Source organism: Aeromonas sp. 600527, from assembly GCF_049175415.1.
Lineage (GTDB): Bacteria > Pseudomonadota > Gammaproteobacteria > Enterobacterales > Aeromonadaceae > Aeromonas > Aeromonas veronii_A.
In genome coordinates this window covers 65,739-81,022 of record NZ_JAAKVA010000008.1, presented here as the reverse complement: position 1 = coordinate 81,022, position 15,284 = coordinate 65,739, and the positions used below count along the sequence as shown (strand labels likewise).

General features: G+C 58.1%; 15 protein-coding genes. 5 read left to right on the top strand and 10 right to left on the bottom strand.

From position 1 onward, the window contains the following. Positions 1 to 363: 363 nt before the first annotated feature. The 9 genes from G5154_RS11900 to G5154_RS11860 form a co-directional block, all read right to left on the bottom strand. Positions 364 to 624 carry a DUF1488 domain-containing protein gene (locus G5154_RS11900; protein WP_019445781.1) on the bottom strand — a complete coding sequence of 87 codons (261 nt, stop codon included), beginning with the start codon at positions 622 to 624 and terminating at the stop codon, positions 364 to 366. Next, entirely contained in the window at positions 621 to 1,442 is an 822-nt protein-coding gene (gene aroE / locus G5154_RS11895; RefSeq protein ID WP_421206325.1) for a shikimate dehydrogenase, read from the bottom strand. The genes G5154_RS11900 and aroE overlap by 4 nt, the downstream gene beginning before the upstream one ends. 103 nt (positions 1,443 to 1,545) lie before the next feature. Continuing rightward, positions 1,546 to 2,454: an oxygen-dependent coproporphyrinogen oxidase gene (hemF, locus tag G5154_RS11890; protein WP_216979902.1), complete on the bottom strand. Its 909-nt coding sequence runs from the start codon at positions 2,452 to 2,454 to the stop codon at positions 1,546 to 1,548. Between the two features lie 112 nt (positions 2,455 to 2,566). Continuing rightward, positions 2,567 to 3,127 carry an L-threonylcarbamoyladenylate synthase gene (locus tag G5154_RS11885; RefSeq protein WP_421250917.1) on the bottom strand — a complete coding sequence of 187 codons (561 nt, stop codon included), beginning with the start codon at positions 3,125 to 3,127 and terminating at the stop codon, positions 2,567 to 2,569. 133 nt (positions 3,128 to 3,260) lie between these two features. After that, positions 3,261 to 3,764 (bottom strand): 5-(carboxyamino)imidazole ribonucleotide mutase, encoded by a 504-nt coding sequence (gene purE / locus G5154_RS11880; RefSeq protein ID WP_421250918.1) that lies wholly within the window; start codon positions 3,762 to 3,764, stop codon positions 3,261 to 3,263. 74 nt (positions 3,765 to 3,838) lie between these two features. Further along, on the bottom strand, positions 3,839 to 4,396 hold the full coding sequence (locus tag G5154_RS11875; RefSeq protein ID WP_042054851.1) for a type I DNA topoisomerase: 558 nt from the start codon (positions 4,394 to 4,396) through the stop codon (positions 3,839 to 3,841). A 55-nt stretch (positions 4,397 to 4,451) separates the two neighbouring features. Then, on the bottom strand, positions 4,452 to 4,925 hold the full coding sequence (locus G5154_RS11870; RefSeq protein WP_005341954.1) for a DUF494 family protein: 474 nt from the start codon (positions 4,923 to 4,925) through the stop codon (positions 4,452 to 4,454). After that, positions 4,918 to 6,033 carry a DNA-processing protein DprA gene (dprA, locus tag G5154_RS11865; protein WP_421244911.1) on the bottom strand — a complete coding sequence of 372 codons (1,116 nt, stop codon included), beginning with the start codon at positions 6,031 to 6,033 and terminating at the stop codon, positions 4,918 to 4,920. The genes G5154_RS11870 and dprA overlap by 8 nt, the downstream gene beginning before the upstream one ends. 1 nt (position 6,034) lies before the next feature. Then, the gene (locus G5154_RS11860) at positions 6,035 to 7,126 is read right to left on the bottom strand and encodes a LysM peptidoglycan-binding domain-containing protein (protein ID WP_337073272.1); all 1,092 of its coding nucleotides are present in this window, start codon (positions 7,124 to 7,126) and stop codon (positions 6,035 to 6,037) included. Between the two features lie 108 nt (positions 7,127 to 7,234). Here G5154_RS11860 and def point away from each other — a divergent pair, with 108 nt between their 5' ends. The 5 genes from def to G5154_RS11835 all read left to right on the top strand — a co-directional run bounded on the left by def (position 7,235) and on the right by G5154_RS11835 (position 13,060). Then, positions 7,235 to 7,747: a peptide deformylase gene (gene def, locus G5154_RS11855; RefSeq protein WP_005341960.1), complete on the top strand. Its 513-nt coding sequence runs from the start codon at positions 7,235 to 7,237 to the stop codon at positions 7,745 to 7,747. A gap of 12 nt (positions 7,748 to 7,759) precedes the next feature. After that, positions 7,760 to 8,704 (top strand): methionyl-tRNA formyltransferase, encoded by a 945-nt coding sequence (fmt, locus tag G5154_RS11850; protein ID WP_236347849.1) that lies wholly within the window; start codon positions 7,760 to 7,762, stop codon positions 8,702 to 8,704. Between the two features lie 60 nt (positions 8,705 to 8,764). Further along, a complete protein-coding gene (rsmB, locus tag G5154_RS11845; RefSeq protein ID WP_421250919.1) occupies positions 8,765 to 10,057 on the top strand; it encodes a 16S rRNA (cytosine(967)-C(5))-methyltransferase RsmB in 1,293 nt (430 codons plus the stop codon). A gap of 87 nt (positions 10,058 to 10,144) precedes the next feature. Continuing rightward, positions 10,145 to 11,521: a Trk system potassium transporter TrkA gene (gene trkA, locus G5154_RS11840; RefSeq protein WP_005339689.1), complete on the top strand. Its 1,377-nt coding sequence runs from the start codon at positions 10,145 to 10,147 to the stop codon at positions 11,519 to 11,521. Positions 11,522 to 11,617: 96 nt separating this feature from the next. Next, positions 11,618 to 13,060, top strand: coding sequence for a TrkH family potassium uptake protein (locus G5154_RS11835; protein ID WP_421250920.1), 1,443 nt, complete (start codon positions 11,618 to 11,620; stop codon positions 13,058 to 13,060). A 250-nt stretch (positions 13,061 to 13,310) separates the two neighbouring features. On the opposite strand, the gene typA is transcribed toward G5154_RS11835, so the two are convergent. Then, positions 13,311 to 15,122 carry a translational GTPase TypA gene (gene typA, locus G5154_RS11830; protein WP_201981586.1) on the bottom strand — a complete coding sequence of 604 codons (1,812 nt, stop codon included), beginning with the start codon at positions 15,120 to 15,122 and terminating at the stop codon, positions 13,311 to 13,313. Positions 15,123 to 15,284: the final 162 nt, after the last annotated feature.

Here is a 15,284-nt window from a genome sequence, read left to right as displayed (position 1 = left end):
CAATTTAAAGCATTTACTCTAAATGACACGCATAAAAAAACACCCCGACGAGAACCTCATCGGGGCAGCTATTCAGCCACATTCAATTACGTGAAATAAAAGGTCTGAAAGATAGAACATCTTACCTCTGTACCCTACGCAGACAACTGTACAGCAAAGCAGCAGAAAGTGAAAGTAATTTATGTAATTTAGTTTCACAACTTACAGATTAAGAAAAAATCTTTTATTTTCATGCAGATAAAAAAATCCCCAGTACGAATACCGGGGAGTTATAAAGGTGACTAGCTAGCACTTCCTCAACTATCTAGTTAGTCAGCGCCATTTCAAAGTAGTTCCGCTACAAAACAAAAAAACTTTGAAAAATCAGAGATAGATAGCGCCATCTTCAGCAAACTCTTGTTCTTCAATGAGTTTTTCAGCCATATCTTCAATATCAAAACGCACACTTTCGAAGGCTCTGACGATGTCATCCTCTCTCGTCAGCGCCAGACCTGTCATTCTCTCCAGTCGCCGCTGGCTGATGTAACAATCTATCAACGCCCCCATCTGCTGGGCAGGAAAACGCACCCGCTGTTCGTCAGCCTGCCACTCCATCAGGTCAGGAAACAGAATACCCTGGTTCATATCACCCCCAAGTTACGCTTCAACTCTCTCAATACCTGTTTAGTCCCGGGACGAATTCCGCGCCACACGGTAAACGCTTCGGCGGCCTGTTCCACCAGCATGCCGAGTCCATCCATGGTTTGACGGGCCCCATGCTGTTTGGCCCAACTGATAAACGCCGTATCCGAGGCGCCATACATCATGTCGTAGATAGCAATATCCGTGTGGATCAGGGTGGGGGCCAACGGCGGCAGCTCTCCTTGCAGGCTGGCAGAAGTCGAATTGATGACGAGATCGAATGGCCCTGCCAACTGCTCATAGGTCTGGGCAGTCACAGGCCCCAGATCGCAGAATTCGGCAGCCAACTGTTGCGCTTTTGTGTGGGTGCGGTTGGCGATCACCAGCTCGCTCGGCAACTCAGCCAGCAGCGGCGCCAATGCACCACGAGCCGCGCCACCGGCACCCAGCAGCAGGATCCGGCTATCCGCCAGCGTCACACCATGGGACTTGAGATCGGCGACCAGACCGGCGCCATCGGTATTATCCCCCAGCAACACGCCATCATCGGTCAGCTTGATGGTATTGACCGCTTGAGCCCGCTTGGCCCTCGGGCTCAAGCGATCGACCAGAGTGAATGCCTGCTCCTTGAAGGGAACGGTGACATTGCATCCCTTGCCCCCTTGGTCAAAGAAGGTGCGCAGGGCTTGGGCAAACTCGTCGACGGCAGGTTCAGCCAGCCCATACTCCAGCTCTTGCTGGGTTTGTCTGGCAAACAGGGTGTGAATGAAGGGGGACTTGCTGTGGCGCACAGGGTGGCCAAAAACCAGATAACGATCCATCAAAGAGTTCCATCAGAGGGCAATATTCCGATTTAACGGGTTTTCACTCTCGGGAACAAGCCGAATAACGGCCAGTAAAAAGGGACCATCATGGTCCCTCTGGTCACAGCCACTCTCGCGGCGTGAGGTAATCGGTGTAGAGCAAGGCTTCAGGAGTGCCCGCCTCCGGCTGCCAGTCATACTCCCAACGGGCCAGCGGTGGCATCGACATCAGGATCGACTCGGTACGTCCGCCGGTCTGCAACCCGAACAGGGTGCCACGGTCATACACCAGATTGAACTCCACATAACGGCCGCGACGATAGAGCTGGAACTCCCGCTCCCGCTCGCCATAGGGTAGAACCTTGCGTCGTTCAATGATCGGCAGGTAAGCATCAAGATAACCCCGACCTACCGCCTGCATAAAGGCAAAGCAGTCGGCAAAGGGCCAGCGATTCAGATCGTCGAAGAAGAGACCGCCCACCCCCCGTGTCTCGTTGCGGTGCTTGAGGAAGAAGTAGCGATCGCACCAAGATTTGAACTCGGGGTAGATCTCATCACCGAACGGCTGGCAGAGATCACGGGAGACCTGATGCCAGAGCTGCACATCCTCGGCAAACGGATAGAAGGGCGTCAAATCGAAGCCACCGCCAAACCACCAAATGGGCTCTTCGCCTTCCTTCTCGGCGATGAAGAAACGGACGTTGGCGTGGCTGGTCGGCACATAGGGGTTATGCGGATGGATCACCAGCGACACGCCCATCGCCTCGAACTTGCGACCGGCCAACTCGGGCCGATGTGCTGTAGCAGAGGCAGGCATGGCATCGCCATAGACATGGGAGAAGTTGACGCCCCCCTGCTCGATCACCGCGCCGTGGCGCAGCACACGGGTGCGACCACCGCCACCGCCTTCACGGCTCCAGGCATCTTCCACAAAGTGTCCACTGCCATCGGCCTGCTCCAGACCACGGCAGATCTCGTCCTGCAACTGCAACAGGAAGGCCTTGACCTGGGCCACATCCGGTTTGCTCATCTTGTCTCCAGTCAGGCAGGATCGTGAACGCCCTGTCCATTTTTATAGTTAAATCAATCCGGTGAGCTCACCGCTCAGCGGATTGATGGCAAATCATGACGTATCCGCCAGCTCAGGAGGGGCGAATAATGGCGCCAGTTCGGGCGTCCTTGATCTCTGATGGATTGGCTTGACCACCCACTTCACCGGGCAGGATATAGGCTAACTTGCTTGCCAGCCGCTCACCGATATCGGCCACCCGACGGGCAGGCTCCTCACCGGTCAGGTTGGCGCTGGTAGAGACCAGCGGCTTGCTAAAGGCACGGCACAACGCCTGTACCTGAGGATGAGCCGTCACGCGCACCGCCAGGGTCTCGAACTGCCCGGTCAGCCAGGCCGGCGTCGTTGCACGGGCAGGCATGATCCAGGTAAAAGGACCGGGCCAGCTGGCTTCAACCCGAGCCAACTGCTCACCGCTAAGCTGACTCAGATCGATGTAATCCTGTAATTGCGCCACGTCGGCAGCAATCAGGATCAACCCCTTATCTACCGGACGCTGTTTGATGGCCAGCAATCGCTGTACCGCCACTTCGGAGTCGGGATCACAACCCAGACCAAACACGGCCTCGGTCGCATAAGCGATCACCCCTTCCTGCTGGAGGGCGGCAACCGCCTGTTCAATTTCATTTGGCATAGGAAAAATGCGGCAGCCTGGCTGCCGCCTCGTCACTTGGTAGCAAGTTGAATTCGTATGGCGGCGACCATGGCAAAGTGACGTGTTGCTGTAGCACAGAAAATACGACACTTCCGGATCGCCACCCGTTCACTTACTTGAGTTGAGCCTGCAGGGCGGCATCCTTGGCCATCACCTCTTCGGCATTCTTCTGGCGTTCGGCCCGAACCTTGGCCGCCAGTTCATCATCGGCTACTGCCAGCATCTGGGCTGCCAGATAACCTGCGTTCTTGGCACCGGCTTTGCCGATCGCCACGGTAGCCACCGGTACACCACCCGGCATCTGCACGGTAGAGAGCAGCGCATCCAGCCCCTTGAGCGGGCCACCATCGATGGGCACTCCAATCACAGGACGAGTCGTGATGCCGGCTACGGCACCCGCCAGGTGCGCAGCCAGACCGGCAGCACAGATAAAGACCTTGCAGCCACGGGCCTCGGCATTGGTCACATACTGATGGGTCGCAGCCGGCGTGCGGTGCGCGGAGGTGACTTTGACTTCCACTGCGATATCAAATGACTTGAGCACCTCGAGAGTACTCTGCATCACGGGGAAATCAGAATCAGAGCCCATCAATACGGCAACAAAGGGTTTATTCATGGTGGGAATTTCCTTACTCCAAGTGGGGGGTTGAAGTTCACCGAAAACGTTTCAATCCGGTTGCGGCGGCGGGATTATACCTGCTCACTTTGGTGGCCGCATTTCTTTTGCGGACAGACCCAACGCAGCGTTCCCCTCACTTTTTTCTCGACCATGATGCCCCAACCACACGCGGGACAAGGCATGGGGATCGGCTTGTCGTTCACCACATATTTGCAATGGGGATAGCCATCACAGGAGTAAAATTGCTTGCCGTAGCGGGAGGTCCGGCTCACCAGATGACCCTTGCCGCACTCGGGGCAGAGGATCTGGGTATCATCGCTCTCCTGCAGGGATTCGATGTGCTGACAGGCCGGATACTGAGTGCAGCCGACAAACAGACCGTAACGCCCCTTCTTGATCGCCAGCGGCTGTCCGCAATCGGGACAGGCAGAGCCTTCGAGCACCTTTTCGATGTCGCGGCCGGATGGCGTCAGGGAGCGGATGTAATCACAGGCAGGATAGGCAGAACAGCCGAGAAAGGGGCCATGTTTGCCCTGGCGGATCACCAGCTCGGCCCCGCACTGCGGGCACGGCTCGCGCTCGAAGGCATGTTCGTGGGCTGAAAAGAGGTGATGATCGATTTTTGACATGGGCCGCGCCTTGAAATCCAGATGGCCTGAATTCTACCAGCGCGGCACCGGACTGTCAGTGAATGACGCCGTCTGACTCATCAAACACCAGCTCTTCCATCTGCTGGTAGGCATTTTCACTGCCCGGTACGTTGAACAGCACCATCATGACGACCCACTTCAGGTCATCCAGCTCGATATCCGGCTTGTCCAACTCGAGCAGACGCTCGATACAGATCTCGCGGGTTTCGGCATTCAGTACCTGGGCCTGTTCCAGAAAGAGCAGGAACCCGCGGCACTCGGTGCTGAGGCGTGCCAGCTCTTGCGGGGCATAGATACGCATCGAGCCTTGCGCGCTGGCGGCCACATAGACCTCCCGCTCGCTATCATGCAGATTGGCCAGTCGCTCCAACCAGTCGAGCGCCTTGTCGATCTCCTCCTTGTCAAAACCGGCTCGGCTCAACTCTTCGGTAAGTTCATTCTGCTCGACCATCACATCTGCATCGCTGTGGATGTAGGTCTCGAAAAGGTACATCAATACATCAAACATGATTCGCCCTCCTCGCTCTGACGTATCCACCGGCTACCGCCATCACTGCACCGACCAACTCCAGCTCTACCAACCTGCCCAATACCACTTCGACAGGAAGCTGGGTCCGCTCGGCAACGGTATCCACGCTCGTGGTCTCGTAATCTACGTTATCCAACAAATCAGCATAAGGCAATTCGCTATTATGCTGTTGCTCAGATGGTATGGCCGACGGATCTAGCCGTGCCCCCCACTCCGGCAGCTCTTCCACTATATCGGCCACACTCAGCACAAGTTTGGCCCCCTGCTGAATTAATCTGTTGCATCCTATCGCTTGGCCATTTTGCGGGGCGCCGGGTACCGCAAACACTTCGCGCCCCTGCTCCAGTGCATAGCGAGCGGTGATCAGCGAACCACTCTGCTCGGTCGCCTCCACCACCAGAGTTCCCAACGACAGACCACTGATAATACGGTTGCGACGAGGAAAATGTTCAGCCAGCGGCCCTTTATCCGGCGCCAGTTCGGAGATAAGCAAACCACCTTTCTCCAGAATCTGACCTGCCAGTCCCTGATGGCGTTTGGGGTAGAGGCAATCCAGCCCGGAGCCCAACACGGCAAGGGTGATACCACCACAAGCCAGCGTCTGCTGATGGCAAACACCATCGATACCGAGCGCAAGGCCCGAGGTGATGGCGAACCCGCATCTAACCAGTTCGCTACAGAGACGGGACGCGTTATCTTTGCCTGCATAGGTGGGATGACGTGTCCCCACCATCGCCAGCTGGGGTAGCGACAGCGCTTCAAGATCGCCACGGCAGTAGAGCAACAGGGGGGCCGCGGGAATTTCACGCAACAAGGGCGGATAAAGAGGGTGATCTTGCGGAATAAGGAGATTGCCAGGTAACGCGGCCCAAGCCAGACTCTGCTCAACAATCGGCGAGGGCCAGCGCAGTTGCCTGATCTGCTCTGACGACAGCCCCATACCGTGCAGCTGTGTTTCATCGCTCTGAAACAGGGCATCAATCGAACCGCCGATCTGCTCCAGCAGCCGAGCGGCGGTCACCGGACCGATGCCGATGACCGCATTGAGGGTTAGCCAGAGAGCTAGACGCCCATCGGGGTAGTTCACGTCAGAAGTGAGTGACCTGATAACCCGAGCTCACCATGTCCTTGCTTTGCATGATGAGGCCATAACTCAGCTTGTCATACACCTTGAACAACATAACCCTGGCAATCGCTTCTGAAGGGAGTGACTCCTTCTGGTTACCGCTGTAGAACACCTTGTCGTAGACAGAGGAAAGCTCCTTGTATTGCACTGCACCATTCTTGGTAACCAGAGCAGCACCGGGTCGTCTGACATCCAATACATCCCCGGCGACTAGCTGATCGCGGCCACCCCGGTTGATCAGCACCACATCAAACTTGCCACCGCCCCGGGTCTTGTTCGGCAAATCGATGATATAGCCCGGCGTGATGGCAGGTGCCGCTTTCGGTGTGAAGACGGCGGGCATGTTCTCTTGAGCCGGCAGCGGCATCACCTTGTCGCCCTGCAGCACTTCGCGCTGGTTATGAGTGAGGGTAACTTCAGTCCGATCGCCATCAAGACGCGCCACGGCCCGCACCACACCGGCAAAGATCGCCTCCTGGCCCAGCAGTTCACCGGTTTCGCGATCCTTGTAGACCACTCCGGGGTGATAAATGCCATAAACCTGCCCCGGCGTCAGGGAGCCCTGCACATAGAGGGTGTCCCCCTCCAGCATGCCGATATGTTTCTGATCCGACCCCAGCAGATAGGGCAAGGTTTTCTGCTGCTGGCTGTCAGCCAGAATATGGTCGGTTTGCAGGAAGGGGCCGATCTCGCTGATAGGCAGGGTCGGAATGGGGTTGGCCTTGTTCTCGTAACGGGTTTTCGGGCCGAGACGGATGACTTGCTTGCCACCCTGCATCGCCTTGCCGAGCCGGGGTTCACCATTGACCCAGCTCAGATGCAGTACATCACCGGGGTAGATCCAGTGAGGATTGGCAATCTGCGGATTGATGTTCCAGAGACGGGGCCAGAGCCAGGGCTCAGAGAGATATTTGCCGGAGATATCCCACAGGGTGTCACCTTTTTGCACTACATAGCTTTCGGGATAACCCGCTTTCAACCTCAGCTGATCGGCCAGAGCGGCTTGGCTCATAGTCACCATCAGGCAGGTGAGGATGGTTTGCTTCAGATACATAACACTCCCTGTTACCTCTGCACGCAAAGTGTTGCTGTTTTTTGTTGGCGTAAATGACTAGAATTACGCCAATATTGACTGCATTTATACGAAACTAAAGAAAAAACTATGGCCATTCTAGATGTATTGCGTTTCCCCGATGAGCGTCTGCGTACCGTCGCAGCCCCTGTCGAGACCTTTACACCCGAGTTACAACAAATTGTAGATGATATGTTCGAAACCATGTATGCGGAGGAGGGCATTGGCCTGGCCGCAACGCAGGTGGATATTCATCAACGCATCATAGTGATCGATGTCTCTGAAAACCGTGAAGATCCTCTGGTATTGATCAATCCGGAAGTGATCTCCCAGTGTGGCAGCACCGGCATTGAAGAGGGTTGCCTCTCCGTGCCCGGCAGCCGTGCTCTGGTACCGCGTGCCGAGCAGATCAAGATCCGCGCACTGGATCGCCACGGCAAACCATTTGAACTGGAAGCGGACGACCTGCTCGCCATCTGTATCCAGCACGAGATGGATCACCTGATGGGCAAGTTGTTCGTGGATTACCTGTCCCCGCTCAAGCGCCAGCGCATTCGCCAGAAGCTGGAAAAGATGGCCCGCGAAGATCGCAAAGTCCTCTGAGGATCTGCTCCATTGAATAAGCTGAAACTGATTTTTGCCGGTACTCCCGACTTCGCCGCCCGTCATCTGGCGGCGTTGTTGTCTTCCGACCATGAGGTCGTTGCCGTTTATACCCAGCCGGACAAGCCCGCTGGCCGTGGTCAGAAGCTCACTGCCAGTCCGGTAAAAGAGCTGGCACTGGCCCACAATCTACCGGTCTATCAACCGGCAACCCTGCGCAAGGAAGAGGCGCAAGCCGAACTGGCCGCCCTTGGTGCAGACCTGATGGTCGTGGTGGCCTATGGCCTGATCCTGCCCAAGGCGGTACTCGATACCCCGCGTCTGGGCTGCATCAACGTCCATGGCTCCCTGCTGCCGCGCTGGCGTGGCGCGGCACCGATCCAGCGCTCCATTTGGGCGGGCGATAGCGAAACCGGCGTCACCATCATGCAGATGGATGTGGGGCTGGATACCGGCGCAATGATCCGCAAGGTTAGCTGCCCCATCGCCGCCGACGAGACCTCCGCCAGCCTCTATGACAAGCTGGCCAAGCTGGGTCCGCAGGCTCTGGTCGACACCATCGATGCCATGGCTGCCGGTGAAACCGCTGCCGAGGCGCAAGATGATGCGCTGGCCAACTACGCCGAAAAGCTCTCCAAGGAAGAGGCCCGCATCGACTGGTCGATGGAGGCTGTTGCCATCGAGCGCTGTATCCGCTCGTTCAACCCCTGGCCCATCAGCTGGTTTGAAGTGGCTGACCAGACCGTCAAGGTATGGCAAGCCGCCGTCATTGACAGCGACCACGGCCAACCCGCCGGCACCCTGCTCAAGGCCGACAAGCAGGGGATCGATATCGCTACCGGCAAAGGGGTACTGCGCCTGCTGACCCTGCAACCGCCCGGCAAGAAGGCGATGTCTGTTTCGGATCTGCTCAACTCTCGCCGCGACTGGTTTGAACCCGGCACGCAATTGAATTGAACTGGATTGAATTGACACAAGCGGGGCCCAGGCCCCGACTTGCGCATCTAAGGTAACTCTATGAAAACACGTGCACAGGCCGCTCTCGTTATTCAACAGGTGCTGGATCAGGGCCAATCCCTCTCCGCTGTTCTGCCTGCTGCCCAGGAGAAGGTCGCGCCTCGCGATCGCGCTCTCCTGCAAGAACTCTGCTACGGCACCCTGCGCTGGCTGCCCCGCCTCGATGCGGCAGTTAACGAGATGATGGACAAGCCGCTCAAGAACAAGAGCCGCATTTTCCACTACCTCATTCTGGTCGGTCTCTATCAGCTCATCTACACCCGCATTCCGGCTCACGCCGCGGTGGCCGAGACCGTCAACGCCGTCAAACTGCTCAAGGGCACCTCCCTGCGTGGCCTCATCAACGGCGTGCTGCGCAACTTCCAGCGCAGCGCCGAAGTCATTCTGCTGCGTATCGACCGCGTTCCCAGCATTCGCCTCGGTCATCCGGAGTGGCTCACCAAGCGCCTGCGTCAGGCCTATCACGATGAGTGGGAATTCATCATGGAGGCGAACAACCAGCGCCCCCCCATGTGGATCCGCAACAACAGCCAGCGCCAGAGCCGCGATGCCATGCTGGCTCGCATGGCCGAAGCCGGCATCAATGCCGTGGCCGGTGAAGAGGGTGAGGATTGCATCCTGCTGGAGCGTCCTTGTGATGTGACCAAGCTGCCCGGCTTCGAAGTGGGTGACTGCTCGGTACAGGATGGTGCAGCACAACAGGCTGCCGCCCTGCTCGACCCGCAACCGGGCGAGTGGGTGCTGGATGCCTGCGCAGCCCCCGGCGGCAAGACTGCCCACCTGCTGGAGCGTCAGCCCGGGCTGGCTGGCGTGGTTGCCGTCGATGCCGACGAAAACCGCCTCAAGCGAGTGCAGGAGAACCTGGACCGCATCGGCCTGACGGCCAAGGTGATCCATGGCGATGCTGCGGCGCCGGAACAGTGGTGGCCGGAGGGTCAGTTTGACCGCATCCTGCTGGATGCCCCCTGCTCCGCCACCGGCGTTATCCGTCGCCACCCCGACATCAAGTGGTTGCGCCGGGATCAGGACATCCGCGAGCTGGCCGAGCTGCAACGCCGTATTCTGAGCGCCCTCTGGGGCAAGCTGAAGAGTGGCGGCACCCTGCTCTACGCCACCTGCTCCGTATTGCCGGAAGAGAACCGCGAACAGATCCGCACCTTCCTTGCCGCGACCAAAGATGCCAAATTGGTACCGTTGCACGAACAGGATACCCCGGACTGCCCGGGTCGCCAGTTCCTGCCGGGTGAAGCCGAGATGGATGGCTTCTACTACGCCAAACTGGTCAAGCTCTGAGCCGGGCATGACCAACCTCATTCGGGAGAGCCGCCAGATCCGTTCTGGCGCCCCCCTTTACAGCATCAACGTGAGTAAACGTTCCCTATGAAGATCATCATTTTGGGAGCCGGCCAGGTCGGCGGCACCCTGGCCGAGAACCTGGCCGGGGAGAACAACGACATCACCATCGTCGACACCGACAGCGAACGCCTGCGCGAACTGCAGGACAAGTTTGACCTGCGGGTGGTCAACGGTCATGGCGCCCACCCCAAGGTGCTGCGCGAAGCGGGGGCTCAGGATGCAGACATGCTGGTCGCCGTCACCAACAGTGACGAGACCAACATGATCGCCTGTCAGGTGGCCTACTCCCTGTTCAACACCCCGAACAAGGTCGCGCGGATCCGCTCGCCGGCCTATCTGACCGAGCGGGATCGCCTGTTCCTGCCAGAATCGGTGCCGGTGGATCACCTGATCGCGCCGGAGCAGCTGGTGACCGACTATGTGCGTCGCCTGATCGAATACCCGGGAGCTCTGCAAGTGGTTGATTTTGCAGGTGGCCGCGTCGGTCTGGTGGCGGTCAAGGCCTACTACGGTGGCCCGCTGGTGGGCAATGCTCTCTCCACCCTGCGCGAACACATGCCGAACATCGAGACCCGGGTAGCGGCCATCTTCCGTCAGGGCCGCCCGATCCGTCCGCAAGGCACCACCATCATCGAAGCGGATGACGAGGTCTTCTTCGTCGCCGCCGCGGGCCATATCCGTGCCGTGATGTCTGAACTGCAGCGCCTCGAGAGCCCCTACCGCCGCATCATGATCGTCGGTGGCGGCAACATTGGCGCAGGCCTCGCCCGTCAGCTGGAGAAGCGTTACAGCGTCAAGCTTATCGAGCGCAACCAGAAGCGGGCGGAGCAGCTCTCCGAACTGCTGGAGAACACCATCGTCTTCTGCGGCGATGCGGCGGATCAGGAGCTGCTGGCCGAGGAACACATCGACCAGATCGATGTCTTCATCGCCGTGACCAACGAGGACGAGGCCAACATCATGTCGGCGCTGCTCGCCAAGAAGATGGGCGCCAAGAAGACCATGGTGCTGATCCAGCGCGGCGCCTACGTGGATCTGGTGCAGGGTGGCTCTATCGATATCGCCATCTCGCCGCAGCAGGCCACCATCTCGGCCCTGCTTACCCACGTGCGCCGGGCAGATATCGCCAACGTCTACAGCTTGCGCCGCGGTGCTGCCGAGGCGATCGAGGCGATTGCCCACGGTGACGAAAACACCTCCAAGGTGGTCGGCAAGACGGTAGGCGAGCTCAAGCTGCCGCCGGGCACTACTATCGGTGCCGTGGTGCGCGGGGATGAAGTGCTGATCGCCCACGATCGCACCAAGATCCAGCAGGATGACCATGTCGTCATGTTCCTGGTGGACAAAAAGTACATCCCGGAAGTGGAGCGGCTGTTCCAGCCAAGCCCCTTCTTCCTGTAACGTCTTCATGCGCACAGGCTGTCAAATCAGACCCGGCTCAGCTCCCCCAAGGGGATGGTCCGGGTCTTTTGTTAATCAACGACCAGGTTATCGAACATGATCAAGCTGCGTCCCATTATCTTCACCCTCGGGCTGGTGCTCTCCAAGCTGGCGCTCTTCATGTGGCTACCCACCTTGCTGGCACTGCTCACCGGGTCAGAGGGATTTGTCGAGTTTCTCAAGTCCGTGCTGATCACCCACGGCGCCGCCCTGCTCTGCCTCCACTACGGCCGCAAGGCGGAGTTTCATCTGGGGGTGCGGGAGATGTTCCTGCTCACCACCTCGGTCTGGGTGGTTGCCTGCGCCTTCGGCGCCCTGCCGTTTGTTTTCATCACCCACATCAACTTCACCGACGCCTACTTCGAGACTATGTCGGGGGTGACCACCACAGGCTCTACCGTGCTCTCCGGCCTCGACAACATGGCCCACAGCATCCTGTTGTGGCGTTCCATCCTGCAGTGGCTGGGCGGAGTCGGCTTTATCGTGATGGCGGTTGCCGTGCTGCCCTACCTCAACGTCGGCGGCATGAAGCTGTTCCAGACCGAGAGCTCGGACTGGTCGGATAAAAGTGCGCCACGGGCCAAGACGGTCGCCAACAACATCGTCGTGGTCTATCTGGTGCTCTCCATGCTCTGCTTCATGGCCTACTGGGCCAGCGGCATGAACATGTTCGAGGCGATCAACCACGCCATGACCACCCTCAGTACCGGCGGCTACTCCACCTCCGATCAATCCATGTCCCACTTCTCCAACTCGGCACACTGGATTGGTACCCTGTTCATGTTCCTCGGCGGCCTGCCCTTCCTGCTCTATGTGCAAAGCCTCAACCATAGGGACTACAGCCTGCTCAAGGATGCCCAAGTGCGCGGCTTCTTCTGGCTGGTTGTGTGGGTCACCGTCATCATGACCTTCTATCTATGGGAGAGAGATCTGTTCGGCTTCTGGGATGCCTTGCGCATCAGCTGCTTCAACATCGTCTCGGTGCTCACCACCACCGGCTACGGCCTTGGTGACTTCGGCACTTGGGGGCCGCTCGCCACCATCCTCTTCATCGTGCTGCTGGCTCTTGGGGCCTGCTCCGGCTCCACTGCGGGCGGCCTCAAGATCTTCCGGGTACAGGTGGCCTTTGCCCTGTTCAAGAAGCAGATGCGCCAACTGATGCACCCTTCCGGCGTATTTCCCCAGAAGTACAACGGCCGGACGGTCAATGATGCAATCATCCGCTCGATGATCTCCTTCGTGCTGGCCTACTTCGCCATCATTCTGGTGATAGCTGCACTGTTGGGCGCCATCGGGCTCGATCCCCTGACGGCCATCTCCAGCTCCATCACCGCCGTTGCCAACGTCGGCCCGGGCATGGGCCCGGTGGTCGGCCCCAGCACCAACTTTGCCAGCCTGCCGGAATCGGCCAAATGGCTGCTGTCGTTCGGTATGTTGCTGGGACGACTGGAGATACTGACGGTCGCCGTGCTCTTCTTCCCCTCCTTCTGGCGCCAGTAATTCCTCACTGCAAGCCAGCAAAAAGCCGCAGCGTTCATCCGCTGCGGCTTTTTTATCTCCCCCATCCCCACGACTTTCGTTCGCCGCTTATCTGCCCACTCATCATCCATTGCTGATGGCCTGAACGAGCTCATCAGGATGGCCAGAGTGGATCACAAGCATAAAAAAACGGGCCCAAACCAGAAGTTTGGGCCCGTTTATCAGTGAACCGTCAGCGGCCGCAAGAGCTGCCGAGACTCAGCACATGGGATTAACCGCGGCCAGAGCGCTTGCGATCCAGCTCGGTCAGCAATTTCTTGCGGATACGGATGTTCTTCGGAGTGACTTCTACCAGTTCGTCGTTGTCGATGAACTCGAGAGCCTGTTCCAGAGTCATGCGGATTGGCGGAGTCAGCACTTGAGCTTCGTCGGTACCGGAGGCACGCATGTTGGTCAGCTGTTTGCCCTTCAGGCAGTTAACAGTCAGGTCGTTGGAACGGGAGTGAATACCGATCACCTGGCCTTCGTACACTTCGGTTGCGTGACCGATGAACAGACGACCGCGGTCTTGCAGACCGAACAGGGCGTAGGTCAGGGCCTTACCGGTTGCGTTGGAGATCAGCACGCCGTTCTGACGCTCGCCGATGCTGCCACCCTTGTGCGGACCGTAATGGTCGAAGGTGTGGTAGAGCAGACCGGTACCGGAGGTCATGGTCATGAACTCGGTCTGGAAGCCGATCAGGCCACGGCTCGGGATCATGAAGTCCAGGCGGACACGACCCTTGCCATCCGGGGTCATGTTGGTCATTTCGCCTTTACGCAGACCCAGTTGCTCCATCACGGAACCCTGGTGCGCTTCTTCAACGTCCACAGTTACGGTTTCGAACGGTTCTTGCAGAACACCATCAACGGTACGCAGGATTACTTCCGGACGAGACACAGCCAGTTCGTAACCTTCGCGACGCATGTTTTCGATCAGGATGGATAGGTGCAGTTCACCACGACCGGATACACGGAACTTGTCCGGATCATCAGTCTCTTCCACGCGCAGGGCCACGTTGTGGACCAGCTCCTGGTTCAGACGCTCCAGAATGTTGCGGGAGGTCACGAACTTGCCCTCTTTACCGGCGAACGGTGAAGTGTTGACCTGGAAGGTCATGTTCACGGTCGGCTCGTCAACGGAGAGCGGCGGCAGGGCTTCAACGGCACCGTTGTCACAGATGGTGTCGGAGATTTTCAGCTCGCCCAGACCGGTGATAGCGATGATGTCACCCGCTTGCGCGTCGGCAACTTCAGTACGGGACAGACCCAGGTAACCCAGCACCTGACCGACTTTACCATTACGGGTCTTGCCGTCAGCACCAACGATGGTGACTTGCTGGTTGGTCTTGACGCGACCACGAGTGATGCGGCCGATACCGATAACGCCCACGTAGGAGTTGTAGTCCAGCTGGGAGATCTGCATCTGGAAACCACCTTCGGCATCAGCCTTCGGCGCTTCAACGTTGTCAACGATGGCCTGGAACAGCGGCTCCATGTTTTCGGACTCGACGTCCTGATCCATGGTGGCCCAACCGTTCAGTGCAGAGGCGTAAACAACTTTGAAATCCAGCTGTTCGTCAGTCGCGCCCAGGTTGTCGAACAGGTCGAATACCTGATCCATTACCCAGTCAGGACGAGCACCCGGACGGTCAACCTTGTTGATGACCACGATCGGCTTCAGACCCTGAGCGAACGCTTTCTGGGTCACGAAACGGGTTTGCGGCATCGGGCCGTCTACGGCGTCAACCAGCAGCAGCACGGAGTCAACCATGGACAGTACGCGCTCTACTTCACCACCGAAGTCGGCGTGACCCGGGGTATCAACGATGTTGATGCGGTAGTCATTCCAGCGGATCGCAGTGTTCTTGGCGAGAATGGTGATGCCACGTTCCCGTTCCAGATCATTGGAGTCCATGATCCGTTCCTGGCCTTCCGTGGAGCGGTCCAGGGTGCCGGACTGCTGCAGCAGCTTATCAACCAGAGTCGTTTTGCCGTGGTCAACGTGCGCAATAATCGCAATATTGCGTAAATTCTCTAACATTCTCGCCTCAATCACCGGGTAAAATTGGGCGCTAATTGTACTCTTGCCTTTGTGATCTGCCTAGCAGAATTGCAGTACATTCGCGCATAACAACAGATCTGGATCATAGACCTCTCTGACAAACCCTGCTTAGATGGGCGGTGACCGTATTTCGCGCACCAT